A 26831-nucleotide genomic window follows, 5' to 3' on the forward strand; every position below is an offset into this window, starting at 1 on the left:
TTTAAGGGGTATTGGTGGTATGCGTTTTTACCCGCGACATGTATTTTTTTAAGATCTGCTTTTGCATGGGCGTGCCTGTTTTAAGTTTTTCCTGTATCTGTTTGCCGAAGGCTGACACAAAAAGGCTATCATTCCCAAAGTCGCCAAAACAGGCTATTTGTTCTTTGGTGAGGTCTTCAAGGCTGTTTTTGTAAGCGGGAATGGCGGGTTTGTAACGATATGTTTTGTTATCCCATGTGTACAGTACGTTACCTTCGCCGCTTATTAAATGGATTTCTTCCTGTGGATAATCGCCATAGCTGTATCGGGCACTATAGCCGGGAAAGAAGTTATAGTCATACGTTACCCAAAGTTCATCGTTAATATCATTATTAAAAACAAAACTGGTTCTTATTCTTTGGTTGATATCAAGAGCCCAACCATATACATGAGCATTATTCACAATATTAAGGCAGTTGTATACTTTGCCATCAATCAATTTGTAAAAATCGCAAGCTTCACCATAAATGCCGGAGCCATGTTGAAAAACCCGTTTTAAATAAAAGGTTTTATTTTTTGAAAGATTAGTAGCTATTGATATGCTGGGTGCGTTATAAAATGTGCTTATTTCCTCTTTGTATACAAGGTGCCAGTCATCTTTGCCCTGTTTAAATACGCATAGGTATGGGATTTCATAGTACCAGCCAAATAAGCCTATCATTTCTTCTCCCGGTTCGCCATCTAAATCAATAAATATGGTATTAAATACAAACGGATCGGTAGACGTAACTTTACCTTTGGCAAAATGGATATCCGATTTTACCAGTGCCGCAAATTCATTTAGCAGGCTTGTATCCTTCATGCTATAAGTTCTTTGCCTCACCTTATTTATCCACGCCGCCGGGATACTTCGGCCGTTTAAAGTTGTGTGTTTTTTTTTGTTACCATTCTCCTGGCAAGCACTCAACATAAATAATAGCGATACGAAAAATAAGGCAAGTTTCATAACATTGATCTGATGCTATGAATTTACAAAAATGAGGGACTATTTTCCGCCAAAGCCAAAACAAAAAAGCCGACCTGATGGCCGGCTCTTTGTTTATGAAGCAAGGGTATTAAAAACCTGTTGATGTAGTCAGCTCTTTCCAATCTTCCATTTCTTTACCAAGCGAACTTAGTTTATTTTGCGCCATACCAAAAGCATCGGCCCCCAGGAACAAATGCAGCGGCGGGTTCTCGGTTTCGGTGATGGCTACAATAGCCGCTACGCCTTTTTCAGGATCGTTTGGTTGGTTGCCGTTAATGCTTTTTTCATGCAGCTCAATTGCCTGGCGCACACTTTCATAGGCTTCGATAGGGCTTTTAGGTGTAACCAGTGAGTCTGATTCCAGGAAGTTGGTGCGGAAATAGCCCGGCTCAACCACCGTAGTTTTGATACCGAAGGCGGCAACTTCGGTAGCCAGTGATTCGGTGAAACCGTTCATGGCAAACTTGGTGGCGCAATAGATACCAAAGCCCGGGAAATCGCCCACAAAACCGCCGATGGATGATATGTTGATGATGTGGCCGGCTTGCTGGCTGCGCATTTGCGGCAGCGCTTTGCGAATGACGTTTAAGGAGCCAAATACATTAACATCAAAGTTACTACGGGCTTCGGCATCTGTCAGTTCTTCTACGCCGCCTACCAGGCCATAACCGGCGTTGTTTACCACCACATCAATGCGGCCAAAGGTGCTAATGGTTTTTGCAATGGCATCGGCTACGCTGTCTTCGGCTACCAGGTTTACGGCCAGGGGTAAAAAGGCATCGGTGCTGTTGTCAACGGCTTTAACCAGGCTATCTACGCTACGCGATGTTGCGGCTACTTTATGTCCGTTGTTTAATAATAGTTTTACTAAGCTCAGGCCCAATCCTTTTGAGGCGCCTGTTACAAACCATACTTTTTGAGTTTTCATTTTCTTTCGTTTTAGATTATGAATCAAAGGTATGGCGGTAAGCAGGGCTACCGTTTGCGGCAATCAAGCCGATGCTTACAAAATTCAAACAGTTTGAATTTTGTAAGCCTGTTTACGCGGCGCGGAAGGCTGTTGGCGAGTATTGGGTTTGCTTTTTAAAGAAGTTGTTGAAGTGCGATGCTTCCTCAAAACCCAGGCAATAACCAATTTCGGATACATTCCAATCGGTATGTTTTAGCAGTATTTTGGCTTCGCCGAGGAGGCGCTCAGCGATCAGGTCGGTAGTGGTTTTGCCGGTGGTTTGTTTAATGGCGCGGTTAAGATGGTTAACGTGCACGGCCAACTGATCCGCAAAATCCTTGGCCGAACGCATGGTAAAACGTTGCGAAGGGGTTTCTATCGGGAACTGCCTTTCCAACAGTTCAGTAAACACGGATGTGATGCGTGATTTGGCATCCGGGTGATGAAATACATTCTCGTTAGGCTGTGTTTTAAGGCCCAGGTGGGTAAGCTCGGTTACATAATTGCGCAGCAGATCGTACTTGAAAGCGTAATCGGACTTGATCTCCTCCATCATTTTAATAAATATAACGCTGGCCTGCTGGTCCTGTAACTCGTTTAACGTATAAGCATGCTTGCCGCCCAATTTATACATCGGCAGATCATTTAGTCCGCCAAATATCTTATCGCTAAAAAACGATTTGGAAAAAATACAGAAATACCCGCTGATCTCGTCAGACAAAGGTTCCCAGGTATAAGGTATCTGCGGATTAAAAAATATCAGCGTAGGCTCATTGATCTCGATACTCTTATCGGCATAATGGTAACGATTATTGCCACGGATCAGCGTTATCTTATAAAAATCCTTGCGACTGTAATGCACCGGCGCGCCTATACAATCCTCCAGCCTGAAAACATTAAAATGCCCTACATTTTGCTGCAGATTAGCCGGCAGGTAGTTAAACTTATGCTGATAAAAATCTTCAATGCTTTCGGTTTTTGCTAACATGGCACGTTTTAATTTTACTACGTAAAATTACATATTAAGGTAGTGTTTTGTTTGCGTGCATCAAACTATTGCTTACAAAATTCAAACAGAAAAGCCCGGGTTATTACCGGGCTTCCACAAAACAGAAACTAATATATATTCACAAAACTAATTCCACATAGTGCCTGCCAGGCCTAATACGGTGCCCATCCAAAGCGCTATGATAAAACCAATTACGCCTAGTGCAAATACTGCAATTTTTTGCCAGCCGGTAACTTTAAAAAAGCCGGTCCAATAGTGGAAGCATAAGCCACCTAGTGCGGCAACAGTTGGCGTTACCAGTAATGGCTTTATGCGCCAGTTTGGTCCCCAGTAGGTCGGCGGGTTTTGCCCGCCTACGAATACAAAAAATGATATAACGGCCAGGCCGATAGCCGCGCCAATTAACATGCGCTTAGCTAGTAAGCTTACAGGCGCGGGCTGGGTTGGTAAAGTGTTTTCGTGTGTCATGTTGTTTAAATTTTAGAGTACGGTACAAAGATATATAAAAGTACTTTGTATTTCAAAGTATAAATTGAAAAATATATTTTCAGGGTTATGTATTGGCTTGAAACTAATCTGGATTAACTTTAAGAACCGAATAAGCCAGATAAAAAGAAAGCCGCCTTTTTGAAGCGGCTTTCTTTTTATCTATTATCCTACAAATAACTTAACCACCATTTGTGTTTATTTGCCTGCTTGTAGGTGTCGTATTTTTTGCAAAGCGGATACAGGGCAGCTACGATAACTACCCAGAGCAGGTAGGCAACCGGTAGAGAGAAGCCGTAACCTTTCAGATCGCCGGTGAACCAGATGGGTTGCTTCAATATCCAAATCGTCCAATCCTGTCCCGGTGTGAAAGCCGAGGCAAGTAAGGCCACCAGGTGAATGATGTATATGTGCAGCAAATAATAAAACATCGGCACCCGCCCGTATACCGAAATTACGTTTACCACCGCACCCTTCGCTTTTTCGCTTACAGCTAAAAATAGTAAAGCTGTGCCAAGGGTTATCAGCAGGTATAATAATGACGGCGGATATTTACTCACGTTTAAAAACGACAGGAAAGTAAAGAAGGCATCTTTTTGAGCACTCCATTTTGATGGATCGCCATACACATTAATATAGCGCAGAGCGATAAATAGCACCATACTTAACGAGCCGATCATGAGTAAATTGGTTTTCCTTTTCGCAGCATCATAGCCCCCGGTGTACCATTTGCCCAGCGCGTAACCCAAAGGCATAACCGCCATTAAGGGCACAATGGGATAGCCCACTAAAAAGGCGATGCCATGCCAGGTAAAAAACTGCTGATCATGCACCAATGCCCAACCGAAAGCCGGTAAAGTATTGCCGGCAACATGCACGTTATCCAACAAATTATGCCCGAAAACAATGAGCAGGCATATGGTCACGATGTATTTGATGGGCAGGTGTATAAATCCCGCCAGGATGATCATGCTTAAACCCAGCGCCCATATGGTGATGAAGAAATACATGGGGAAGGTGATATTGAAATTCCAGCCAAAGTTTACTACAAAAAGCTCCAATACAATGAGCCATAAACCCCGCTTTACAAGGAAAGATGATAGCTCAGCCTTTGTCTTTTTTTGCCCGATAAACCAGGCCGATGTGCCCGCCAGCAGCATAAATATAGGCGCGCAGAAATGCGTTATCCAACGGGTAAAAAATACCAGGCCATTGGTTTTAGCCAGATCAAGCGGGTCATGATAAAAAGAACCCGCGTACAGGTAATCGCGCACGTGGTCAAGCGCCATAATGATCATGATGGTGCCACGCAGGAAATCAATAGAAGTAATGCGGTTCTTTAAAATTGTGCTCATTGGTGCGAGAGGTTTTGTAAAACTAAAGGTAAGTGTTTTTACCGATGGCTTTATCTCTGCCTTGAGTCAAATTTTAATCGATTCGCCTACTTACTATTTGCCGTTATAAAATTGCTCGGTGCGTTCAATATCGGGCATCAGCTTATTATTTTCCCACTTAACAGCCAGCACCGCCGGGCGGCATACGGCAGGGAAAGTTTTAGCGGCTTCGCCTTTGGGGTTAAAAAATGTGGTTGACCACCACTTGCCATCTTTGCCAATAAACAGGTTATTATGCCCGCCCGCCATAATGGCCGGGTAGCGCGGGCCGTACGGACCGTAAATGTTATCAGCCTCTGCTACCACCACGTCATAGCTCACCATGTTCGATCGTTTAACCACGTTGTCAAGGTACGAGTAGCTGCCATCGGGTTTATGTATTGACCATGCGGTTTGCAATAACTGGTACTTGCCATTATGCTTGGTTATGTATGCACCTTCCAGGTAGGGTTCTACCTCGTATGGCGTTTCTTTTAATTGTTTGATAGGTTCGGCCAAATCACTTAGGTCGTCCTTCATACGGGCTATAAAATGATTATGGCCCACCAGGTAAACCGTGCCGTTATCATCTTCAAACAAGCTGCCATCAATATGGTTAAAAATTGGTGCCGAAGCATTGCCCTCAATATTAACATAAGGCCCCTCGGCTTTGCCCGATGTGCTTTTTAGCACGAAGGTATCGCCATGGCTTACACAGGTAACTATCATCCATTGCTTTTTACTTTTAATGTAATGTATCTCGGGTGCCCAAACGCTTTTGTAGGCAGAGTCGGCTAGTTTGGTTTCCCAGAAATCTGTCGGTTTCGGGCGCCAGTTTTTTTGCCAGGTAGCATCTTTATCCATAGACCATACGCAGCCCATGGCATCCCATTTCTTCATATCGGCCGATCGCCACATATAAATGCCCTTGCTTTTGCCTTTGCCGGGGTTAACGGTACCCGTCATGTAATAATTACCATCCGGGCCGTAGGTTACATAGGTATCGCGCATAAAACTGTCCATCAACGGTTTTACAACAGCGGGCACAGTTAGTTTTGTATCGCCAACAGGCGCTTGCGGGTTGCTGTATTGTTGCGCAATGACGGTAGCGTTAATGGTAAATAAAAACAGCGCAGCAAGGCCTATTTTAAGTGCAATGGGTTTCATGATCAACATTGTTTATTGGTTTATAATGCATCCCAATGTTAACGTAAGTTATGTTAATTGATAAGCACTAGGGTTAAATAAAGCAGTAGTTATGTTAATTCAATAAAAAATAAAACTTTAAAACTTACTTGTCTTCCGCAGCCGCATTATTGCCAAAAGGTTTATCAATTTCGGCTCCCGGGTCGCCTTGTGCTGTCATCCATTTTTTTATTTCGGCAGTGTAGCCGGCAATTTGCGTTTTGTATTTGGCATCGCCGGCCAGGTTGCTCAATTCATATGGGTCGGCTACGATGTCAAAAAACTCTACAGGCGGGCGGTGGGCAAACCGGTCAACCAAAAATTGCGCTTTAGCATCGTTAGTGCCTTTTTCAACCCAGCTGCTCCATACGTTGTTTTTGTTAGCCGGGTTCATCATAAACTTGTTGTAGTAAGGCGCCGGGGCGCTAAGGTTCATGATCAGTTTGTATTTGCTGTCGCGAATGCTGCGTATAGCGTAAGCGGTACCTTCGGGAATGTTATTGTAGATGCCGTAAGCATAAGGGCGTGCCTGCGCTTTTTGTCCCCATAAAACCGGCAAAAAGCTTTGGCCATCTAGTCCGGTTATAGGTTTACCGCCTGCAAAATCAATCAGGGTAGGGGTAATATCTTCGTATTGCACAATGGCGTTGGTTTGGCTGCCTGCTTTAATTTTGCCCGGCAGGCGCGCTATCATCGAGCTTTTTACACCATTATCATAAGCGTTCCACTTCCCGCCGGGAAACTGCGGACCTTGCTCGCCCAGAAATATTACCATGGTGTTTTTATCCTGACCGGTTTCTTTCAGCAATTTCATAATATCGCCCACCTGGTTATCTAAACGGCGCACTTCGGCCAGGTAATTTCTAAACAGGTTGCGGGTTTGTTTGGTATCTACCCAATGTGGTGGCAAAACCAGTTTGTCGGCGTCAAATTCGGTAGGGTCGCCAACTGTCCATGGGGCGTGGGGGTTAATGCTCATCACAAATAAGCAGTAAGGTTTGTCTTTTTTGGTGATGTAAGTTTTAACGCTGTCCAAAAAATAATCGTCAGTAGCCCGGGTGCACATAGGTTCAAAGCCTTTTACGATCTCAAACGGGAAAACAGAAACCGGTTTGGTGCTATGGTCTTTTCCCGTCAGGCCAACGCGGTAGCCATTGGCATTAAGGTATTGGCAAACGCTTTTTAAATTTCTATCGGTGTAAACAGGTTTGTGGTTTTGGTACGAGCCATGGTGCATAGGGTACAAGCCCGTAAACAACGAGGCCCGCGTAGGCACGCATATAGCCTGCGAGCAAATGATCTGGTTGAACTTTAAACCTTCGGTAGCCAGTTGGTCGATATTTTTGGTGACCAGATTTTTGCCGCCATAGCAGCTTAGCTGTTTACTGTCAAGGTCATCAGCCATTATGATGATAACGTTGGGCTTACTTGCGGGTGTTTGTGTTTTTCCCTTGCCGGGGATAGTAACTTTAGCGGCCGAAAGCGATACAATAACCAGCGCGGCTATTAAATAGGTGTATTTGGTTTTCATTGATACAGTGTTGTTTAACAAAACAGGCTTATAACGTTATCAAAAATAACATTTGTAAAAGCACATACAAGCATCCGGGGCGCTATTGAGACAAACTGCTTAAAAGTTGTTACTTTTTGACTACTCCGATGATATCAGTGCATCTCTAAAATTAGCTATGTGTTAAGCTGATGTTATGTTGATTTGTGTTTTATGTTAGATAGGTGTAACCACTTATAAAAAGCGAATTAATTATTTAACGCAACCTTAATTTAAAGCAAGTTTCAGCTTAAACTGCCGGCCGATATTTGTAATGTGATTTACACGATAACATATCCAACGGTACAGCTATCATGAAACTAGTGTACCAATGCAGACACCTCCTTCTTCTGTTGTGCTGCATGGTCGTCTTCACTCCTGTGCGCGCCTTCTCTATACTAGCGCACGAAGCCATTATTGACGCGGCGTGGAACGGCCATATAAAACCCTTGCTGATAAAAAAATACCCCTCGGCTACAGCCGCTGATCTGACGCAGGCTTATGCTTATACGTATGGCGGCAGCCTGGTGGCCGATATGGGTTATATGCCTTTTGGCAGCCCATACTTTACCAACCTGGTACACTACGTACGCAGCGGCGATTTTGTGATGACCCTGGTTGATGAGGCCCAAACGCTTGACGAGTATGCCTTTGCCCTCGGCGCCATATCGCACTACATGGCCGATAAATACGGCCACGCGCTGGCTACTAACCTGGCTGTGGCTGTTGATTACCCAGAGCTGCAGAAAAAATTTGGCGACGTAGTAACCTATGATAACGACCATACATCGCACAGCCGCATAGAGTTTGCTTTTGATGTGATTCAAACTGTTAAAGGCAACTACGCCAGCATAGCTTATCATAATTTTATAGGGTTTGAAATAGCCACACCGGTTTTGCAAAGGGCTTTCCGCAAAACCTATGGGCAGGACCTGGCTACAGTGTTTCCTAATTTCGAATCATCCATTGCCGGTTTCCGTTGGGGTGTGCGTGATCTGTTTCCGGAACTGGCCCGTGTGGCCAGGCAATCGGACAGGAAAGGCATTAAAGTGTCGCGTAGCGATGTCACCGGCGAAAACTTCAGCAGCCGCATGTCGCAGGATGCTTTTGATAAGCAAAGTGGTACACCTTATTCCCGCATCGGTTTTATTGCCCTCTCACTAGCGCGGTTAATTGAGCGATTGCCAAAGGTTGGTCCGCTTAAAAAAATGGGCTTTAAATATCCGGGCGTAACCTGCGAGGAAATGTTTTTACGCAGCATGGACAGCATTATGGTTAACTATGATGCCGCCCTAGCCAACGTGGGTGAAGGCAGGCTGATGTTAACCAATATTGATTATGATACGGGAAACGCATCAGCATTGAATGAATACGCGCTGGCCGATGCGTCATACAACGAATGGGTTGCTAAACTACAGGCCGATAAGCAAGCCGTTATTACCCCATCGCTACTGCAAAATATATTGGCTTTTTATAATAAGCCCGAAATAATAAACTTAACGGTAAATCATCCCGATACGCCAAAGAAACAGGCATCTGGCCAGGCTATATTATTGGGCGCCCTGAGCCGCTAGCAGCGGCGTGCTTACACAAAAAATAATTTGATGCCAATATTATATAATTGTAAAATAAGCTACAGCAAGGGCGGTTTTTTCTGTTTTTTGGTAGCTTTACTTTAATAACACAATACTTATGGATCTGCACATCGTCACCTTAGAGATAACAACCCTGGTCATTGCTTTTGATCACTTCGATACCTTGGTTTTCGATCAACTGGGTAACAACCCAGAGTTAAGTGAAGAGTATCAAAAAATACAAAGTAAAACCCGCGAGCACCTTGCCGGCTTTTTTAGCGACAGCGCTTTTTACGACGAAGCCAACAAATTAAAACCCCTATCAGCCATTAAGGAAGACATCAGCAGTAAGCTGGGCAGCCTGAAAAGCAAAGACATACACGAACTGGTTGAAAAGCTGGAGAAGGATGCGAAAAAGATGAAGAAGCTTTATAAGGCGGTGAAGGGGTGAGGGCGGGTCCCCGGTTTCGTCAATCCGGACACAACTTTATAGATCATTTGAATCTTGTACTAAACAAAAAGCCTGTTACAATAATTTGTAACAGGCTTCACAGTAGCGGGGAGCAGGATCGAACTGCCGACCTTAGGGTTATGAATACTTTCACATAGAATTCTGCTGGTGGCAAATGTGCTCTATTGAGCTTTAAACGCACTTTTGATCTCATATCCTTTCATTTGAAATCATATAAAATCGCAAATTGTTGTACCTATGTTGTACCTTTTTCGTATCTTTATGTATTGATAATCAGGACTAAAGATAAATAATAAATTCTCATTATATGGCTTCGCTAAAAGTTGTACTAAGGGCTAAGAAAAATAAAGATGACACCTATCCTCTGGCCATCCGTGTTATTAAAGATCGCAAAACTTCGTTCATCCACTTAGGCCATCATTTGCGTGAGCACGAATGGGATGCAAAAAACCAAAAGGTAAAGTCATCACACAAAAATTCTGGTTGGCTAAATGGTGTAATCTCAACGCGCAAAAAAGAAGCTTACGACACCCTATTACAATTGGAAAACGAAAAACAAGATATATCATCTCAACTTGTAACGTCCAAAATTAAGCCTAAAGTAGGCTCGTCATTTTTTGACCAGGCGGCTGCTTTCATTGCTAACCACAAGTATAAATATAACCGCATCAAGACCGATGAGTCCCGTATTAAATACTTCAAAGAATTTTTGAAGAATAGGGATATCACTTTTGCGGAAATCAATGTTCCGTTGTTGAAGCGTTTTATCGCTTGGTTGCGTACAGAGCGCAATATCGGAGATCGTACGATAACTAACTACCTAATTTTAATTCGTGCGGTTTACAATCATGCTATAGCTGCTGAGGTCGCGAGCCAAAAAAATTATCCGTTTGGCAAAGGCAAGATCTCTATCTCTATTCCTGAGAGCCAAAAAATCGGTCTATCTATTGAGGATGTGCGAAAAATTGAGAACGTTGATTTATCTGAATCGCCATCCTGGAATCACGCCCGAAATTTATGGCTTATCTCTTTTTATTTCGCAGGTATGCGGGTTTCCGATGTACTGCAAATGAAATGGTCTGATTTTCAAAATGGACGTTATTACTACCGTATGGGCAAAAATCAAAAAATGTGCAATCTCCAACCGCCGGCAAAGGTTTTGGACATTATAGAACAATACAGGAATCACGAATCCAAACACGACTTAATATTTCCTGAACTCAAGAAACTAAGTTCACTAACGAACGAGTATGAAATAGATCGTTTGATTTCTTATAAAACAAAGTTGATCGACAAATTTCTGCGTTATGTTGCGAAACATGAAGATGTACAGCTCACGAAAAAATTCACTATGCACATTGCCAGGCACACATTCGGATTTCTTGCAGCTAGTAATGGCAACATTACACTCCGTACATTACAGGAGGCTTTTAGGCATTCAAGCATCACGACGACTTACAATTATATGAAAGCGTTTAATACAGAAGATTTAGATAATGCTTTAAGTTTTGTGGTGAATTTCGATGCTCCAGCAAACGATAACAACGAGAAGAACTTTAAAATCAAATTAAAGCTAGCCAATTAACCAAGTAAGAATAAAGCTAAACTGGATATGTTAAGCACTATTAAATCCTACATTTTAAACCGCAGAATCTTAAAATTGATTGATCAAGTAAACAGGCTTGTCTATTCCGATGATTTTTTGAACGCTGTGCCTGATAACGATGATAAGTTAGTGAATTCTTTAGCCGGTCGAGGCGAGTGGGAGAAGCGCATTATCGTAAATTATATGATCCGCGCTGTTGTTGGATGCATTGGGGAATGGAAAGAGTCATTACTTTCGTCTGCAAAAGAGGCCGCAATTGCTGAAATAACACGTATGAAAAATATTGAAGAAAGTCTAGGGCAAAGCGGCTTTAAAAGCATTTTACCATTATACTTTGATGGAGAGGATTTGAAAAATGGATTCGAATTTATGCTGGCTAGAGACTATTTGTTGCCAAAGCGAGAAGTAGCTAAATCCCAACCTTATTCATTTGAAGGGCTGCAATATAGATATATGATGTCTAGGCGCCGCTCTTTGACATTTATTGAATCGGCAGAATTGAAGGGTAAAGCTGTTGAATTTAATATACTCGAACAAAGGTTGAATGAATCTGACGGTTAAAATTGTTAATGCTTTATCCCATCGTCAGATACTAACTCTAGCCATTCTTCGTTTCTTGATATCTCGTCTTTAAAAACCTATTCTGCTTCGTAAATCTAGCTCTGACAAATTCTTCCAACGATGCCGTTGAATTTGCATTAAGCCGATCCGCGTTCAAAGTTAGTATATATTGACTTTCTCCGAATCTAGCTTTCTTTTCAAGATAGCCGAGACTTCTTTCTAGTGTATCCTGATCCACATCGAAAATGTTATCGTGAATTAAAAAGCCAGGATGGTTTTTCCTTGTAAATTCGTTTAACAACAATGCCATATCGTATATAAAGGTCTTCTCACGTTCAACACTGTGACTGCCATCATCAGCAATCCGCATTGTCATTTCGATAACTTGCACCTTATTCACTTGTTTTATCTGAAATGAAGCTTGTTTATTTCCTTGAACAAATTCGTGAATCTCTAAGATTGTCTTTTCGAAACTTTCAATGGCCTTTTTTTGATCTTGAATTAAAGACTGTAACCTTAGTAATTCCTGTTCCTTTTTTGCTTTATACTTTTGTTTATCAATAGTAAGTTCATCGTAACGATCTACGAACCCTCTAAGTTGGGAAAGCTGGTCAGACTTGTCTTTAAATGCGGCGTATGTTTGTTTTAGGTTTTTTAAATTTCCGTTTTGATTAAGGACTAAAAGGCCAGCCGAATACTGTTTATCGAGAGCGTCTAATTCTTTGTCAAGCTGCAATACATCGTCCTGAAGCAGTTTTTTTCTTTCGGTTAATAGCCGGTTTTGAAATTCGTCTATTTTACCCTTGAACGCTAAAGCTTCATCAAGGCTTTTTCTGACCAAGTCGCCCAAACCATTTTTAAGAGTTTCATAAAATTCTGAAATTTCGTCAGAGCTAATATCTACTTTTTGAGATACTGGCTTAAGCTTTGTAAGTTGGACTTTGAGTATCCCTTTTTGTCTGCGTCTACCGTCTATTTCACCTTCAAGTCTAATTAGTTCGTCACGGACTAATTCATAGCCAGTAGTATTTTCCAACTTGTCAATGCTCGCTTCTATAGACTTAACTTCGTCATCCAATTCGTTTAAGTCGGATCTCGCGTCATCTATATCTTTTTGTCTTATCAATAAAACATTATCTTTGACCTTTTTTAAGTCGTTTTGAAGGTCATCAATCATTACGATGTATTGTCTTACTAACTCATAAACGTTTATATCAATTCCTAATAAATATAAGTGGGGTGAGTAATTATCAGGTACCCTGCTTTTGGTGTCATAGCATCCAATCAGAGATTTAAATTCGGATCGTTCATCTCTTATTAGCGGCCCCATCATCGTTCTAAATGAAGGATATGCGTCTTCTGAATTAGCGAATAGCTTTTCTGTCAAAAAGTTATTGGCATCTTCAATTTTTGAGAAAACTATTTTATTGTCATCTTCTATAATTATCGGTGTTTCCGAATCTCGTAGTGAGCGTTGAATTGTGTATGGTTTATTGAATAGTTTGAAATCCAAACATATCAAAATCTCGGGCGAAAAAGCATCCTTTGGAATTTGATTTACTCTACTGTCACTTTTTCGCTTGAGTAATGCGAAATTTATAAACTCAATACTAAGCGACTTACCAACCCCATTGGTTTTATCGCTTGTCACGTCCGTTTCGCCAAGTATTAAATTTAACCCTGACGAGAATTCGATAGGATCTATGACAGCGGGTTCGGTATATAGTCTAATTAGCTGTAACATTTTTCTTTACTATAATATAAGAATTAGAAAAGTCGATTACATCGACGGTAAACAAAAACATCATCGCATAATAAAGAGCTTTAGGCGTAAACCACCGCTCGCTACGAAAATGATCTACAACGTCGAAAATGCTAATGCGTTCGACGTTTTTAGCATTCATATACTTTAATAGTTTAAAGCCTACCACCGGTGCGGAAGACATCAAATTCTCATCTTTAAAAAGTATACTACTCATTTTAGTTTAGCTTATTTGGGAAGACATTGCATTTGATTAGCTGATCCAGAAGAAAAAATCTAATAGCTGATTTATCAAAGTGATCACCTCGAACTTGAAGTAGCGATTCATACCTTGCTGTCAATTCTTCAATAGCCAAACGGGGATCATTGTTTGATAGCGTTAAAACTTTATCGCTTTCGTTTTTTAGATGCAATCCTAGACGACGTACTCTTATCTGCTCAATATCTGCTTGTCCCAATACATCGTCAAGAACCTGTCCGTATTCGATATATAAATCTTGATACTGGTTGGTTAAGAATTCTGAGTGGCTTTCAAAGCGATTATAAATTTTACCGTCAGGATCTGGGTTTTCAATAAAACCTGTGCCTGCGGATGGTTGGGCTTCATCACTTAACATCGAAATTAATGATGTGAAAGTCAAAAGTTCTTTAGCGATTGTATGTACGTTTTCAAATTTTATCTCCTTATCTAAAAAATTCGAGATTTCCCCAATTCTGTCAGTGTCTTTTATATCTTGAATATCAGCTAACAACGTTCCGATGTCCCAAATATCTTCTTTGGTGTCAATTTCAAAAATTTCCGGATCACCAATAGTTGCTTCTTGATGGTTGCTCTTTTCAACTATATTGAGAATTACCAACTTTGAAAATTTTTTGTGTAAGTCGTATTCGATAAACTTCTTAACAGTTTTTCTAGTCTTAATAATTTTATTTGTAGATGTTACTTGAAAACATATGCCCTCAATCTCGTCTCCAAGATCTATTGCGGCAGCATTTGGTATTATTTTATTTATGTTGTCCAGATTATATCCATAAACCAGATTTAAAAAATCACGAAAAAAATTCTCGGATATGATGTTTATGTCTGTGAAATTTAAAGGATTGGATAATCCAACCTTCATTTTTAGAAACGAAAGTTTGTCTATGATATTACTTATATAATCTTGGCGACTAATCATGGCTTTCCAATGAAGGTATAAATATATCAATTAACTCAACTGAAGGAACAAAAATTTAGGTCAAAGATATAATTGAGATTTGATTTTGCTAATTTTTTTAGCATATCTTTGTTCTTGCAGTTAGAGAAATAGGAATATATACTTAAGAAAAGATAGTATTCCTACGACCCTAACTTGTAAAGCAAAGTAAGTCAATATGCTACAGACAAAGCAACAAATCATCGAACAGCTAAAAAAGGATATCCTGCTACAGCAGGGGTATAAGCCTTTGGCTAATGATGCGAAGCATATTGCTGGCTTGGAGCAAATTGAAGCATCATTTCCAAATTCGGTTCTACCGACCGGTATGTTGCACGAGTTTCTTTGTGAACCCGGAGAGCAATCCGCCGTCTGCAATGGTTTTATTACCGGATTACTCAGCTCACTATCAAATTCGGGAAATCTATGCCTTTGGGTGAGTGCCAAACGCACTTTATTTCCGCCTGCCTTAGCAGCATTTGGTGTCGATCCAGATCAAGTAATCTTTATTGATGCCAACCGTCAAAAAGAGGTCCTTTGGATTTTTGAGGAAGCATTAAAATGCACAGGCTTTACAGCGGTAATTGCTGAATTGCGGGAACTTAGTTTTATACAATCAAGGCGGCTACAATTAGCAGTAGAGCAAAGTCACGTAACAGGCTTTGTCTTACGGACCGATCCTGAAAAAATTTCCACTACCGCTTGCGCCGCACGATGGCGCGTCACAGCATTACCAACGCAACCTGAAGAAGGCTTACCAGGTGTTGGGTTTCCAAGATGGAATATTGAACTCCTTAAAGTGCGAAACGGCCAACCCGGCTCATGGCAAATTGAATGGCAGGGCGATAAATTCGTTTCACTAGATAGCGGTATGGCAGCTATTGCGCCGGTATCTCACGAAACAAGAAAGGCGGGATGAGGACATGGACAAGCGATTTATGGCGTTATGGTTTTGTCGTTTAAAAACGGATTGGGCAACTTTGCGCAAGCCTGAATTGGGTAAAGTGCCATTGGTATTTTCTCATTCCGAACAAAACCGTCTTGTCATTACCGCCCTTAACGCAATCGCAGAGACCCACGGCTTAACAACTCAAATGCGCATAGCCGATGCTAAAGCAATTGTGCCGCATTTAAAAATTTTAGACGACCGCCCAGGCCGTGAGCAAAAATTACTAAATGTTATCGGGCAATGGTGCATCCGCTATACGCCTTTAGTCGCACTCGACCTTCCAGACGGTTTAATGTTCAATTGTAGCGGCTGTGCGCATTTGTGGGGCGGGGAGGCGCAATACATGGAGGATGTTATAGGTCGCTTGAAAGGTAAGGGTTACACGGTAAGGGCCGCTATTGCTGATACCGTTGGCGCAGCTTGGGCAATAGCCCGATATGGTCAACGCAATGCTATCATACCGTCCAATGAGCATAAACATGCGGTGATGGCTTTGCCGCCAATTGCATTACGCTTAGAAGGTACTGTGTTAGACAAGCTGCATAAGTTGGGGTTTCGCCGTATTGAAAGTTTTGCATCTATACCACGAGCGAGTTTAAGACGGCGCTTTGGTGACGGCTTGCTGTTGCGACTAATGCAAGCTTTTGGCGAGGTTGAGGAATATATTAAACCAATCGTTATGCCAGAGCCTTATCATGAGCGCTTACCAAGCATGGAGCCGATCCGCACACGCGTAGGAATCGAAATTGCGTTACGCCAGTTGCTTGAAACTTTGTGCCAACGCCTGTTTACTGAGAGTAAGGGTATTCGTAACGCAGTTTTCAAAACATATCGCGTTGATGGCAAAGTACAACAAACAGAGATTGGTACAAACCAAGCAACATGCCATGTTGACCATCTATTTAAATTATTTGAACTGAATATCGAAAAAATTGCGCCTGGTCTCGGCATTGAATTATTCGTGCTTGAAGCAACAAAAATTGATGATAATGATATAATACAGCAAGCCTTATGGGTTACTAAGCCCACCTTGGAAAACAACGGTGTAATGGAGTTGCTTGATCGCGTTGCAGGTAAAATCGGCCCGCAAGCGATACACCGATATTTACCGCAAGAGCGTTATTGGCCGGAGCGTTCTATCAAGTCAACGCTTAATCCTAAGGAACTGCCGCAAACTTTATGGCGCACAGATTTACAGCGACCAATGGAACTTTTGAAAAGGCCTGAGCCGATAAACGTATCGGCACCGATTCCTGATTATCCGCCAATGCTGTTTCGATATCAAAACAAAGTCCATCATATTAAACGCGCTGATGGGCCTGAACGCATTGAACGTGAATGGTGGCTCGATGAAGGAGAACATAGAGACTACTACATCGTCGAAGATCAGACTGGAAACCGCTATTGGGTTTACCGTTCCGGTCACTACGGAGCTACCCAAACACAATGGTTTTTACATGGATTTTTTGCGTGATATAGATGGCGTACGTCGAGTTACAGGTTACAACCAATTTCAGCTTTTTGCGCGGTGGGTCACATCCCGACGAATTAGTAAACCATGCGGCTGATTTAGGTTACAATGAGATCGGTATCACGGATCGTAACACCTTTGCCGGTTTAGTGCGCGCACATGTGGCGGCAAAAGCCAAAGGCATTCGCATTATACCTGGCTGCCGTCTCGATTTGCTTGACGGGCCAAGCTTACTTGCTTACCCGACCGACAAAGAGGCGTACGGACGACTGTCTGCATTACTTACTTTAGGAAACCAACGTGCCGAAAAAGGTACATGTTTCCTATATAAAGCAGATGTTTTTGCGTGTACCAATGGCATCATCTTCATTTTAATACCGCCACCAACGCTCAATAAGTTTTTTCAATTTGAGGATTCATTTAAAAGCGAAGTTGCAGAATACGCACAACAAATTCCGAACTTGTATATTGCTGCAAGCCGCACTTATTTAAGCGCCGATAATAAGCGGTTATTTCGCATTGATCAGTTAGCGAAGCGTAATAAGATAAAAATGGTTGCTACAAACGATGTTCACTATCACGATTTAAGCCGCCGCGAGTTGCAGGATGTTTTAACGTGTGTGAGAGAAAAATGCACCATTCAGCAAGGAGGGTTTTTACTACATGCCAACGCTGAGCGATACATCAAACCACCCTCTGAAGTTGAGCGTATTTTTCGACTTTACTCCGAGGCTTTACAAGAAACCCAGGTAATTGCTGACGCATGCACCTTTGGTTTGGATGAGCTGAAATACGAATATCCTCATGAGATCAACCAAAATGGACGAAGCCCATTAGAAGAGCTTAAATATCTTACATGGCGAGGTGTTGCCGAGGTGTTTGGTACAAAGCCACCGACAAAAGTAGTCAAGACTATAGAACATGAACTTAAATTCATTGAAGAAATGGACTACGCCAACTATTTTCTTTTTGTCGAAGACATAGTGAGGGAAGCTAGGCGACGAGGGATTTTGTGCCAAGGTCGGGGGTCAGCAGCTAACTCGGCGGTATGTTATTATTTAGGCATTACTTCTGTCGACCCCACGCAGTTTGATTTGTTATTCGAGCGTTTTATCTCAAGCGCTCGTAACGAGCCGCCGGATATTGATGTTGATTTCGAACATGAACGCCGCGAAGAAATTATCCAGTACATCTATAAAAAATATGGCAGAGATCGCGCAGCGATTGTGGCCACAGTGACCCAGCAACGTCAAAAAGGCGCTATCCGCGATGTGGGCAAGGTTATGGGGTTATCCCAAGATACAATTGATCGGCTGTCCTCTGCTATCTGGGAATATACTGATGAGTGGTTCGAACCACAGCGATTGAAAGAGCAGGGGTTGAATCCAAATGACCCGCATTTGTTGAACGTGTTGAAATTAACCAGTCAAATGATGGGGTTTCCGCGCCAGTTAGGCCAACATACAGGCGGCTTCGTTGTCACCCAAGGCAAGCTGACAGATCTATGCCCCATTATCAATGCACGGATGGAGGATCGAACGAATATCGAGTGGAACAAAGACGACATTGATGCCCTTGGCTTTTTAAAAGTAGATGTACTGGCATTAGGTATGCTTACCTGTATCCGCAAAGCGTTTGATTTATGTAAGCAGCATTATGGTTTGGAACTTACGCTTGCTAACGTACCGCAAGAAGATCCTGGCGTTTACGAGATGGCTAGTGCCGCCGATACCGTGGGGGTTTTTCAAATTGAAAGCCGGGCACAGCAATCTATGTTGCCCCGATTACGGCCAAAGTGTTTTTATGATTTGGTAATTGAAGTTGCTATTGTAAGGCCAGGTCCAATACAAGGCGACATGGTGCACCCTTATTTACGTCGGCGTAACGGGGAAGAACCAATTACTTTTCCATCAAAAGAACTGGAAGAAATATTAGGCCGGACGTTAGGCGTACCGCTGTTTCAAGAACAGGCAATGAAGATCGCCATGGTGGCGGCAGGTTTCTCCCCGACCGAAGCGGATGGGCTGCGCCGTAGCATGGCAACGTTCAAATTCAAAGGGCTTGTCAATGTTTATCAAGAAAAGCTAGTCAACGGAATGATAGAGCGGGGCTACACAAGGGAGTTTGCGGAACGCATATTCAAACAGTTGGAAGGCTTTGGCTCCTACGGTTTCCCGGAAAGCCACGCCGCCAGTTTCGCGTTATTAGTTTATGTGTCATTGTGGCTCAAATGTTATTATCCGGACGTTTTCGCTGCCTCACTACTAAACAGCCAGCCCATGGGTTTTTACCAGCCTGCACAAATAATAATCGACGCCCAAAAGCATAAGGTTGAAGTGCGTCCGATTGATGTAAACTTTTCAGAATGGGATAACATTCTTGAAGAACGTGCAGGATTTTTTGCACCGCTTCGCTTAGGATTTCGTCAAATCAAGGGTTTAAGGCAAGATGATATGTTCTTGCTGCTTGCAGGACGTAGCAAGCCCTATAAGTACCTAAATGAAATTTACAATGTTGGCGTTTCACAATCAGCGTTAGAAATTTTAGCTAACGCGGATGCCTTTCGCTCTTTAGGGTTAGATCGTCGGCAGGCTTTGTGGCAGGTATCAGCACTCGGCGATACGCCAAACGGATTATTTAAGGGTCAACCGTCCGAAAGCACCAAGGAAAAGCAAATCGAACTGCCGTTTATGAATCAAGCTGAACACGTTATACAAGATTACGCTTCAACCTCATTATCATTAAAAGCACATCCTGTAAGCTTTACGCGAACGCAATTGCAGCGATTAGGGGTTTTATCGTCTGAGCAAATCTATCAAACCAAAGCTGGTACCCGTGTGAAAGTATCAGGCCTTGTTTTATCAAGACAACGCCCTGGCACAGCCGGAGGCGTTTGCTTTATGACGATAGAAGATGAGACTGGCACAGTAAACCTTGTCGTGTTCGAAAAGCTATTTGAAGAATTTCGCAAGGAAATATTAGGAGCAAAATTACTTATGGTGCAGGGATGGGTGCAACGCGAGGGTCAGGTCTTACACGTTATTGTAAAAAGCTGCCACGACCTAACGCCTATACTTAGTAGCAGCGTTTACAATAACAACAGGGCTAACGAAATGCCGTTCCATGCAGAAAATAAGCGAACGCAGGTAAGAGAAAATCCAGCCGGTGAAGTTATCCCAAAAGCGAGGAATTTCAGATAACATTAATTGAATAGGCCGAAATCCTCGCCGTTTTTTTTGTTAGGGCGAGTGGCCTTTATCGGTTTGCGGCTAAATTCTGTGATTGACAACATGTCGTCAGAACAAGGCCGAAGCAAGCTCATTACCTGGTCTTTGGTAGCAGACGGATTCATCCATAGTCTTCGCTCCTCTTTGGTCATTATAATAGGTATGCGATCATGAATTTTTCGAAATTCGCTATTACCAGGATCACACGTAATCATCGTAAAGCTTTCTACTACTTCACCGCTTCCTGGGCTTTTCCAAGTTGTCCAAAGGCCAGCTTTGTAAAAATAATCTTCTAAAGCAGGACCGATTTTCCACTCTACTTTTTCGTCACCTTGTGTTTCGCGCTCGTAGAAGCCCTCATCTAATATCAGGCAACGCGTAGTCATCACTAAATCACGAAAGGCAGGCTTTTCGAGCAGAGTTTCCGCACGGGCGTTAAACATCGTTCCTGCTTGGGAAGGGTCACTTACATAGTGCGGCACCAAACCCCAGCGCATGTACTGTATTTCGCGAGGACGATTCAGCGTAATTATTGGCATAAAATCAGTTGGCAACGTATCAGCACTGCCATCTCGTTTATCCACGCTCGGCTTAGATTGTGGCGAAACGAAAGGCACGTTGAGCTTTTCTGACATCGCTCTCACATTAACGGTAACTGCTTTAGTACACATACTACAAATATACCATCAAATTGAAAAATAGCTAAGTTAATTAGCTGCTACTTAAACGGCTTGACCGAGGATTTTACTTGAGGATTATCTTCGTAGGTTAATAAACAACTTGGCCGCGTTCATACGGATAAAAATTGTGCTGATTAATCAATATTAAGCCGTCCGGTTCTTCACCGAAATTACGGACGCAGTAATGCGCTACCGCCTCCTGAAATAGTTCCATATCCCATTTTGAGAAGTCGCTATCAAGGTCACGGTATAAAACTTCGAATACAAAGTCATACGCCACAATTCCTTCACTATGCAGAGTGAAAGTTAGGCCCAACATATCTTCCGGTATTTCAATGGGCTTGTTTAAAACCCGCATGAACATATCTCGTTTTGTGCAACTAACTACTTCTGACTTTTTATCAGTAGGATCCATTGAAATCTTATATTTTTCCATACAGCTTAAATTAATACACAAAGCTATGCTAAAAATATTAGTAAATGAAATTAACGAAAGAAATTTTCTTTAAACTATATGCGGTCTCTGAAATGTAAATTGATTATTTCGGCGAGTGATCCTTTAATATTTCTTGCAAAGTAACCTGAAGGGCGTTCGCAATTTGAATTATTGTCGATAGACGCGGATCACTCTCGCCATATTCTATTCTTGAAATTTGGGATTTTTCTATTTCGGCGAGGTTCGCCAGTTGCTGCATACTCAATTCTTTTTCATGGCGTAACCGTTTAAGGTTCGACGCAAGGAAACTGATATCAACCTTTTTTACCCCACCTGCCATAGGTCAAATGTGAGATAGATGTAGAAATTTAATGTACGCAAATTTGCGTACATTAAATTTGCTTTATATCTTTGGTTATTAGGCAATAAATTAATAACCTCTAAAATTTTACTATGGAAGCAATTTTATATTTAGTAATTATCGTCGCAATAATTGTGGCGATTTACAGGGTAGTGCATATGTTCACCAGTAACATGGTCACTGCTAATGATAATTATTTTAAACAAGCGGGTGTTATCGTAAACTTCAAAGACCGTACAATTGATATCAAAGGCAAAGTCTATGATGTCGATAAAGTGACAGGTATTAACACGATAACGCAATCAGGCGGTCAAGGAATGGGAGCTGCTTTAAAATCGACTGTCGGTATGGTTGAGATCGCCGTGGACGATTTAAGAAAACCTATCCACCGTATAACGGTTTCTGGCGGTCAAGGAAAAGCTGCCAATTTTAGTCAACGGTTAAGCACAGCACTACGTCAAGCTGGCGGTCCAAGTTTTTATTAATTATTATCATGAAGAATTTTTATTTAGCAGCAATACTGCTATCAAGCTTGTTTTTAACAGCATGCAAAAAGTCGGAAACCGCAGCCCCGACGAATGAACAACCCCAGCCAGAAATTAAAGTGCCGATTGTCATTACTGGATTTAGCCCGAAAGTTGGAAAAGTGGGTACAAGGATCACTATAACAGGCAGCGGGTTTATAGAAGAGGCTAGATATACATACGCCTTTATCAATCATAAACCCGGTTCGGCAAAGGTGATTTCTGCAACACCTACAGCCATTGTTATTGAATCAACTGAGGCTTCTGAAAGTGGTATAATTTCCGTACAAATAAATAATTCATTAGGTGAAAGTAAGGAAGAATTTGACGCTTTACCATTTGACGATTTAGAATTTACGGATGCAAAAGATATGCAAGCACAATTGGGACATTCGTTTTATTTTCCTGCTTCCGGTTTTAGTGGAAATAAAAACAATATCACAGTTTCTTTTGGCGGAACAACACCCGTAAAGGCAGATTATTTGGGTCAGTATACTGTCGGAGTTGTAGTTCCGAGATATGCTAAAGAGGGAAAAGTTACAATGTACCGTAGTGGCTTGTCTGCCACCAGTAAAGGCAACATTAGGTTCGGTGTATCGGTAAGCGACTATACGCCTAAAACTGCTGCTGTCGGTGATACGGTAAAATTTACAGGATATGGGTTTACTAATGCAAGTGATATGGAGATAACCTTTGGCGACACATATGGCACTAGTGCAATAAAAGTCACTTCGAATGAAATTTGGGTAAAAGTACCAACACAGGCAAAAACAGGTTCTGTCAAAGTGAGGGCAAAATCAATAGATGTGTACGATATTTTGTTAGGTGATTTGAAATTCACTTTGAAGTAAGGAAAGTTATACAGTACCCCTTTATTATATTTACGGCCGTGTAGGCGCAAGCTTATATTGTGATAAGGTTTAGGTTGAAGCCCCGAAGCTGCAAGAGCGACGGGGTTTCGTTTTATTCAGGTTTTAGTTGAATTTTTTTCAATTCCTCCAGTTTGGTTTCTAAGGTTCCACCTTCGCCATAAGTTATTCTATCAGCGAATGCATGACCCATCAAATCAGTTTGTATGCGATCTAGGCATTTGCTATTGGTGAGGCGATCTTGGAAGCTATGCCGTAACGAATAAAGTGTATGCCTCTCAGTCGGCAACATTTCGTTTTCACGTAAGTACTTTGCAATTACAGTTGTAGCGCTATCCACATTACGTACGATTTCTGAAAATCCTTGCGGATATGCACGGAAACCATCCAATGCAAAACCTACCAAAGGCATTACCCTTTCGCGGTGAATTGTCTTTAGTTGATCCTTTTCATATGAAGTGACAACCACATGCGGTATTTTATGGTCTAAGAAAATATTTTCAGGACGAATACCAACCAGTTCATCAAGGTGAATCCCTGTTTCAGCGAATATATCCATCATCTTTTTGTGGTGATCGCTCATGCCAGCTCGTTTTTGGTCATCCAAGAGGACCTTTAATATATGGTCAGTAGTAAAGGATGCGCGACGTTTGCGGCTTTTCTTAAAGAATAGCTTTTTGAAGATGTGCTGGGAGTCAATCTTAATTTTCAGGTTATCACATACCGTTTCGATAATGTTTTTAGCCTGGTCCATTGCTTTATTAGCGTAGTTCGGGCTTAGCTTTTCTTCGCCGTTAATCTTATCAATCCACCAATCTTTAAATTTCAGCATATCCTCCCTGGTTAACTGTTGAACCGGCTTGTCACCAACCACTTGTATAAAATATTTCATTGCTAATTTTCTAGGGTTAGCCCAACGTTTATATTGCACATCCGATTTTTCTATCCTTACCTCTCGTCTATATTCCCAAAATTTGGGTAATAGGTCGGACAGCATGATCTGTGGTTCAGGAATAATTCCTAGAACCGCTTCTGTCTGCTTTTCATTGAATTGCTGATTGAAAATAAAAAGCAGTCGCTTGACCAATTCTTCTAGGTTGCCGGTTGCAATCTCTTGTTTAGGCAAGTATTGAAATCCCAGAATAGCTGCACGTTCTACTAGGTTAGCATATGCATCATGAGTGTGTTTTTTGCCCGTAGCAGCGAGGCTCTCCCAATAATCAATAAGCTTTGTATGCTCTACCCCTGCGCGCCGCTCTGCCTCTTTTTTGCATTTTGTATGGAGGGACTTTTGAACAAACCTACGCGAGTCGTAGGTTTTGTATTTTACGGGAACCCGTCGATAAAATTGCCAGGTCGAACCGCGCAAGGTGAGATTATACATGAATTGTACCCCATTTTGTACGACAAGTTTTGGAAACTTGCGCTGGATACTATTCGCTGATCTTGATATGACCGGGTTTTAATCAACTTTATCAACGATAAAGTGGCCGATAATAACAAACCGTTCTCAATTTATTGGGAAAAATTGGAGCGGGCGAAGTCCTCGATATCGCGCAAATCAAAAACCTATCTGATTGATATTGTTAAGAAATTTTATACTGTTGTACAAGATTGTACGACAATCTGTATTACGTTCTTATAGGCATTTTAGAGCTATGATCTCGCTTGTCAATGTAAAAACAGTCTGCGGGCACTCCGTTAAACTACGCCATCTAATTATCAGTACCTTCCTGTAGGTGCTCATACTTATGAAGCATCGGTATAATCCGGTCCTTGATATGCGCGTAGTTGGCTTTTACGCCGTTGCGATTAAGTGTGATGTAAAACGGGGGAATGAATTTTATCTTTTGCTTGAAATTGCTAGTTAACAGTTGCCAAATTCGGTTTGGATTTTTCTCGAGTGCTGCCTCCATTTGCTCGAAATCGCTTACATGTATAAGTGTCAAAGGATATACATAAATGGATCGGTCATTAAAATCGTTCAAAAGCTCATCAAAACGCTTGTTAAATACCTGAGCCATTGCAGGTGTTTGAAACGCACGTTCGTTTACAACGATTACCGGCCATACTCTAACTTTTTTTTCAAATGAAAGACCAAGGTCTATATCTTTTAAATTTGTTCTTAAATTTTTGATATTATAAACTAGCTGATCTATGCCGAAATCTTTGAAAAAACGATTTCTATTATTACGGTAGAGAGTGTTCACGCTTCCACCAAATCGTGCCTCATCATACAGGGAGGTAGACTTTACTTCAGCTAACATAATTTTTGAAAGATCACGAACGTAGATATCGCCTGCTTCTTTCGTTCCTTCATTCGTTGGATACTTGAGTTCGTCAAACTTGCGGATAACATATCCTTGGGCATGTTTGAAAGAGCGCTGAAGTTTTTCAGAAATATATTTTTCAAAAAAATAACCAACGATAGATTTAAAGTCTTGCATTGTGGCTTCTCTACCGTCTGGCCATGACGTACCTTTTAGCTGATCGAACCAAAAGTCGTTTATAAATTGATAATAAGCTTTATCTAATAAAACGTTGATGTCCGTCAAAATATATTGACCGTCACCCCACTTTACAAATGGGCTTTTGCGTAAAGTGATGATTTTTTGGATGTCATTTCTTTCCCGTTTTTGTGATAAAGAGTCGAACAATGGAATTGCCCCACTTAAGGGATTCAACTGATAGAAGAACCTTAAGTGTGCAACTTGATTTTGATTCGCCATCCACATGCGATGCAATTCGAATATGAAATGTTCAAATGAAATGCCATAGGTGTTTTCAAAGTACTCGGTTATAGCCTGCGAGGTATCGGCATGATTTGATAGATATTCCATCAGACTCAAACCGCGGTGAACAGAATAGAATGGATCATTAACGAGTGATAATTCAGCAATAGGCAACAATTTAGGGCTTAGAGTCTCAAAGTTTATTGGCTCGTCTTTTTCTAAGCCTTGTAGGAGAAGTAATTCATCGTTTACAGCTAAAATGTAAAGCAATAATGGTTCCCATGTATCGATGTTGGTTTTGTACCCTTCTATTATGGGCACGTCCGCTTGCACAAGTTCTTCCATTGCCAAAAGGCAGCCTTGTCTAGTAAAAACCAAACTCCGTCTACCGCGAGCAACTTGGTCTAACAATGTAGAATATTTATCATATAAGGACGGTATGCGCCCGCAAAACCACATAAGCTCACTGGCTTGTGTCTCAAAAGATGTATCGACTGCCTTTTTTACAGTCCCTGATAAGCGGTAATTTAACCCCGCAAGCTCCAAAATTAAACAGTCTTGCGAAATATGCTGGATCAGTTGCAATCGATTTGGATGGCGTTCCCCGAATAAATCTTTATAGCCTAGGATTGCTCCGGTTTGTGGTAGAGGAAAAGTCATTAAAAATTTTCGATAAGTGTATTAAAGTTATCATTTAATTTAACGTTTGTTAGACTGGATTTCAAAAAAACTAAGATTGTTTTACAACGGCTGTATAAGGTTTAGAGCAAGCGCTTTCAAATTACGTTTTTTGTCTACCTCCACCATTTCTCGATTTAGCCGATCAAAAAAAATCAGGTATTCGTCACCGAACT

23 protein-coding genes are annotated in these 26831 nt (G+C 41.7%); 9 read left to right on the plus strand and 14 right to left on the minus strand.

Features of this window, described 5'->3' with window-relative positions; all coding sequences use genetic code 11:
• Nucleotide 1: 1 nt before the first annotated feature.
• From AC59JT_RS00310 to AC59JT_RS00340, 7 genes are all read right to left on the minus strand, one after another.
• A complete protein-coding gene (locus AC59JT_RS00310) occupies nt 2-985 on the minus strand; it encodes a hypothetical protein (RefSeq protein ID WP_497394947.1) in 984 nt (327 codons plus the stop codon).
• 109 nt (nt 986-1094) lie between these two features.
• Complete coding sequence (locus AC59JT_RS00315) at nt 1095-1934, minus strand: SDR family NAD(P)-dependent oxidoreductase (RefSeq protein ID WP_497394949.1); 840 nt, start codon at nt 1932-1934, stop codon at nt 1095-1097.
• A gap of 112 nt (nt 1935-2046) precedes the next feature.
• Nucleotides 2047-2943, minus strand: a complete 897-nt coding sequence (locus AC59JT_RS00320) for a helix-turn-helix domain-containing protein (protein ID WP_497394951.1) — start codon at nt 2941-2943, stop codon at nt 2047-2049.
• Nucleotides 2944-3090: 147 nt separating this feature from the next.
• Nucleotides 3091-3432, minus strand: coding sequence for a hypothetical protein (locus tag AC59JT_RS00325; protein ID WP_497394953.1), 342 nt, complete (start codon nt 3430-3432; stop codon nt 3091-3093).
• A 188-nt stretch (nt 3433-3620) separates the two neighbouring features.
• Complete coding sequence (locus AC59JT_RS00330) at nt 3621-4805, minus strand: acetyltransferase domain-containing protein (protein WP_497394955.1); 1185 nt, start codon at nt 4803-4805, stop codon at nt 3621-3623.
• Between the two features lie 93 nt (nt 4806-4898).
• Nucleotides 4899-5990: a family 43 glycosylhydrolase gene (locus tag AC59JT_RS00335; protein ID WP_497394957.1), complete on the minus strand. Its 1092-nt coding sequence runs from the start codon at nt 5988-5990 to the stop codon at nt 4899-4901.
• A gap of 124 nt (nt 5991-6114) precedes the next feature.
• Nucleotides 6115-7539 carry a sulfatase family protein gene (locus AC59JT_RS00340; RefSeq protein ID WP_497394959.1) on the minus strand — a complete coding sequence of 475 codons (1425 nt, stop codon included), beginning with the start codon at nt 7537-7539 and terminating at the stop codon, nt 6115-6117.
• A 380-nt stretch (nt 7540-7919) separates the two neighbouring features.
• Here AC59JT_RS00340 and AC59JT_RS00345 point away from each other — a divergent pair, with 380 nt between their 5' ends.
• The 4 genes from AC59JT_RS00345 (at nt 7920) to AC59JT_RS00360 (ending at nt 11770) form a co-directional block, all read left to right on the plus strand.
• Nucleotides 7920-9131 carry a zinc dependent phospholipase C family protein gene (locus AC59JT_RS00345; protein ID WP_497394961.1) on the plus strand — a complete coding sequence of 404 codons (1212 nt, stop codon included), beginning with the start codon at nt 7920-7922 and terminating at the stop codon, nt 9129-9131.
• 118 nt (nt 9132-9249) lie between these two features.
• Nucleotides 9250-9582: a hypothetical protein gene (locus tag AC59JT_RS00350; RefSeq protein ID WP_497394963.1), complete on the plus strand. Its 333-nt coding sequence runs from the start codon at nt 9250-9252 to the stop codon at nt 9580-9582.
• Nucleotides 9583-9910: 328 nt separating this feature from the next.
• On the plus strand, nt 9911-11188 hold the full coding sequence (locus AC59JT_RS00355; RefSeq protein ID WP_497394965.1) for a phage integrase SAM-like domain-containing protein: 1278 nt from the start codon (nt 9911-9913) through the stop codon (nt 11186-11188).
• Nucleotides 11189-11215: 27 nt separating this feature from the next.
• Nucleotides 11216-11770: a hypothetical protein gene (locus tag AC59JT_RS00360; protein ID WP_497394967.1), complete on the plus strand. Its 555-nt coding sequence runs from the start codon at nt 11216-11218 to the stop codon at nt 11768-11770.
• A gap of 37 nt (nt 11771-11807) precedes the next feature.
• On the opposite strand, the gene AC59JT_RS00365 is transcribed toward AC59JT_RS00360, so the two are convergent.
• Both AC59JT_RS00365 and AC59JT_RS00370 read right to left on the minus strand, forming a co-directional pair.
• Entirely contained in the window at nt 11808-13514 is a 1707-nt protein-coding gene (locus tag AC59JT_RS00365; protein ID WP_497394969.1) for a DUF2326 domain-containing protein, read from the minus strand.
• 236 nt (nt 13515-13750) lie between these two features.
• Complete coding sequence (locus tag AC59JT_RS00370) at nt 13751-14710, minus strand: SMEK domain-containing protein (RefSeq protein WP_497394971.1); 960 nt, start codon at nt 14708-14710, stop codon at nt 13751-13753.
• Nucleotides 14711-14906: 196 nt separating this feature from the next.
• Between AC59JT_RS00370 and AC59JT_RS00375 the strand changes: the two genes are divergently transcribed.
• The 3 genes from AC59JT_RS00375 to AC59JT_RS00385 are packed head-to-tail and all read left to right on the plus strand — an operon-like array spanning nt 14907 to nt 20348.
• A complete protein-coding gene (locus AC59JT_RS00375) occupies nt 14907-15647 on the plus strand; it encodes an ImuA family protein (protein ID WP_497394973.1) in 741 nt (246 codons plus the stop codon).
• Between the two features lie 4 nt (nt 15648-15651).
• The gene (locus tag AC59JT_RS00380) at nt 15652-17151 is read left to right on the plus strand and encodes a Y-family DNA polymerase (RefSeq protein WP_497394975.1); all 1500 of its coding nucleotides are present in this window, start codon (nt 15652-15654) and stop codon (nt 17149-17151) included.
• A gap of 5 nt (nt 17152-17156) precedes the next feature.
• On the plus strand, nt 17157-20348 hold the full coding sequence (locus AC59JT_RS00385) for an error-prone DNA polymerase (RefSeq protein ID WP_497394977.1): 3192 nt from the start codon (nt 17157-17159) through the stop codon (nt 20346-20348).
• A 2-nt stretch (nt 20349-20350) separates the two neighbouring features.
• Here the strand turns inward: AC59JT_RS00385 and AC59JT_RS00390 are convergent, their stop codons facing one another.
• The 3 genes from AC59JT_RS00390 to AC59JT_RS00400 form a co-directional block, all read right to left on the minus strand.
• Nucleotides 20351-21046 (minus strand): SOS response-associated peptidase, encoded by a 696-nt coding sequence (locus AC59JT_RS00390; protein ID WP_497394979.1) that lies wholly within the window; start codon nt 21044-21046, stop codon nt 20351-20353.
• A 97-nt stretch (nt 21047-21143) separates the two neighbouring features.
• Nucleotides 21144-21491, minus strand: a complete 348-nt coding sequence (locus AC59JT_RS00395) for a hypothetical protein (RefSeq protein ID WP_497394981.1) — start codon at nt 21489-21491, stop codon at nt 21144-21146.
• 103 nt (nt 21492-21594) lie between these two features.
• Nucleotides 21595-21831, minus strand: a complete 237-nt coding sequence (locus tag AC59JT_RS00400; RefSeq protein WP_497394983.1) for a helix-turn-helix domain-containing protein — start codon at nt 21829-21831, stop codon at nt 21595-21597.
• A 113-nt stretch (nt 21832-21944) separates the two neighbouring features.
• On the opposite strand from AC59JT_RS00400, the gene AC59JT_RS00405 reads away from it, so the two are divergent.
• Nucleotides 21945-22337, plus strand: coding sequence for a hypothetical protein (locus AC59JT_RS00405; protein WP_497394985.1), 393 nt, complete (start codon nt 21945-21947; stop codon nt 22335-22337).
• An 8-nt stretch (nt 22338-22345) separates the two neighbouring features.
• Nucleotides 22346-23227, plus strand: a complete 882-nt coding sequence (locus AC59JT_RS00410) for an IPT/TIG domain-containing protein (RefSeq protein ID WP_497394987.1) — start codon at nt 22346-22348, stop codon at nt 23225-23227.
• Between the two features lie 112 nt (nt 23228-23339).
• On the opposite strand, the gene AC59JT_RS00415 is transcribed toward AC59JT_RS00410, so the two are convergent.
• Together AC59JT_RS00415 and AC59JT_RS00420 are read right to left on the minus strand one after the other, a co-directional pair.
• Nucleotides 23340-24629 (minus strand): DUF6538 domain-containing protein, encoded by a 1290-nt coding sequence (locus AC59JT_RS00415; RefSeq protein ID WP_497394989.1) that lies wholly within the window; start codon nt 24627-24629, stop codon nt 23340-23342.
• A gap of 331 nt (nt 24630-24960) precedes the next feature.
• A complete protein-coding gene (locus AC59JT_RS00420) occupies nt 24961-26637 on the minus strand; it encodes a hypothetical protein (protein ID WP_497394991.1) in 1677 nt (558 codons plus the stop codon).
• Between the last annotated feature and the right edge of the window lie 194 nt (nt 26638-26831).

Source organism: Mucilaginibacter sp. A3364, assembly GCF_059690715.1.

Excerpts from the sequence above, each read along its gene's own strand:
- AC59JT_RS00310 (WP_497394947.1), bottom strand. The coding sequence starts at position 985 with ATGAAACTTGCCTTATTTTTCGTATCGCTATTATTTATGTTGAGTGCT.
- AC59JT_RS00315 (WP_497394949.1), bottom strand. The coding sequence starts at position 1,934 with ATGAAAACTCAAAAAGTATGGTTTGTAACAGGCGCCTCAAAAGGATTG.
- AC59JT_RS00320 (WP_497394951.1), bottom strand. The coding sequence starts at position 2,943 with ATGTTAGCAAAAACCGAAAGCATTGAAGATTTTTATCAGCATAAGTTT.
- AC59JT_RS00325 (WP_497394953.1), bottom strand. The coding sequence starts at position 3,432 with ATGACACACGAAAACACTTTACCAACCCAGCCCGCGCCTGTAAGCTTA.
- AC59JT_RS00330 (WP_497394955.1), bottom strand. The coding sequence starts at position 4,805 with ATGAGCACAATTTTAAAGAACCGCATTACTTCTATTGATTTCCTGCGT.
- AC59JT_RS00335 (WP_497394957.1), bottom strand. The coding sequence starts at position 5,990 with ATGAAACCCATTGCACTTAAAATAGGCCTTGCTGCGCTGTTTTTATTT.
- AC59JT_RS00340 (WP_497394959.1), bottom strand. The coding sequence starts at position 7,539 with ATGAAAACCAAATACACCTATTTAATAGCCGCGCTGGTTATTGTATCG.
- AC59JT_RS00345 (WP_497394961.1), top strand. The coding sequence starts at position 7,920 with ATGGTCGTCTTCACTCCTGTGCGCGCCTTCTCTATACTAGCGCACGAA.
- AC59JT_RS00350 (WP_497394963.1), top strand. The coding sequence starts at position 9,250 with ATGGATCTGCACATCGTCACCTTAGAGATAACAACCCTGGTCATTGCT.
- AC59JT_RS00355 (WP_497394965.1), top strand. The coding sequence starts at position 9,911 with ATGGCTTCGCTAAAAGTTGTACTAAGGGCTAAGAAAAATAAAGATGAC.
- AC59JT_RS00360 (WP_497394967.1), top strand. The coding sequence starts at position 11,216 with ATGTTAAGCACTATTAAATCCTACATTTTAAACCGCAGAATCTTAAAA.
- AC59JT_RS00365 (WP_497394969.1), bottom strand. The coding sequence starts at position 13,514 with ATGTTACAGCTAATTAGACTATATACCGAACCCGCTGTCATAGATCCT.
- AC59JT_RS00370 (WP_497394971.1), bottom strand. The coding sequence starts at position 14,710 with ATGATTAGTCGCCAAGATTATATAAGTAATATCATAGACAAACTTTCG.
- AC59JT_RS00375 (WP_497394973.1), top strand. The coding sequence starts at position 14,907 with ATGCTACAGACAAAGCAACAAATCATCGAACAGCTAAAAAAGGATATC.
- AC59JT_RS00380 (WP_497394975.1), top strand. The coding sequence starts at position 15,652 with ATGGACAAGCGATTTATGGCGTTATGGTTTTGTCGTTTAAAAACGGAT.
- AC59JT_RS00385 (WP_497394977.1), top strand. The coding sequence starts at position 17,157 with ATGGCGTACGTCGAGTTACAGGTTACAACCAATTTCAGCTTTTTGCGC.
- AC59JT_RS00390 (WP_497394979.1), bottom strand. The coding sequence starts at position 21,046 with ATGTGTACTAAAGCAGTTACCGTTAATGTGAGAGCGATGTCAGAAAAG.
- AC59JT_RS00395 (WP_497394981.1), bottom strand. The coding sequence starts at position 21,491 with ATGGAAAAATATAAGATTTCAATGGATCCTACTGATAAAAAGTCAGAA.
- AC59JT_RS00400 (WP_497394983.1), bottom strand. The coding sequence starts at position 21,831 with ATGGCAGGTGGGGTAAAAAAGGTTGATATCAGTTTCCTTGCGTCGAAC.
- AC59JT_RS00405 (WP_497394985.1), top strand. The coding sequence starts at position 21,945 with ATGGAAGCAATTTTATATTTAGTAATTATCGTCGCAATAATTGTGGCG.
- AC59JT_RS00410 (WP_497394987.1), top strand. The coding sequence starts at position 22,346 with ATGAAGAATTTTTATTTAGCAGCAATACTGCTATCAAGCTTGTTTTTA.
- AC59JT_RS00415 (WP_497394989.1), bottom strand. The coding sequence starts at position 24,629 with ATGTATAATCTCACCTTGCGCGGTTCGACCTGGCAATTTTATCGACGG.
- AC59JT_RS00420 (WP_497394991.1), bottom strand. The coding sequence starts at position 26,637 with ATGACTTTTCCTCTACCACAAACCGGAGCAATCCTAGGCTATAAAGAT.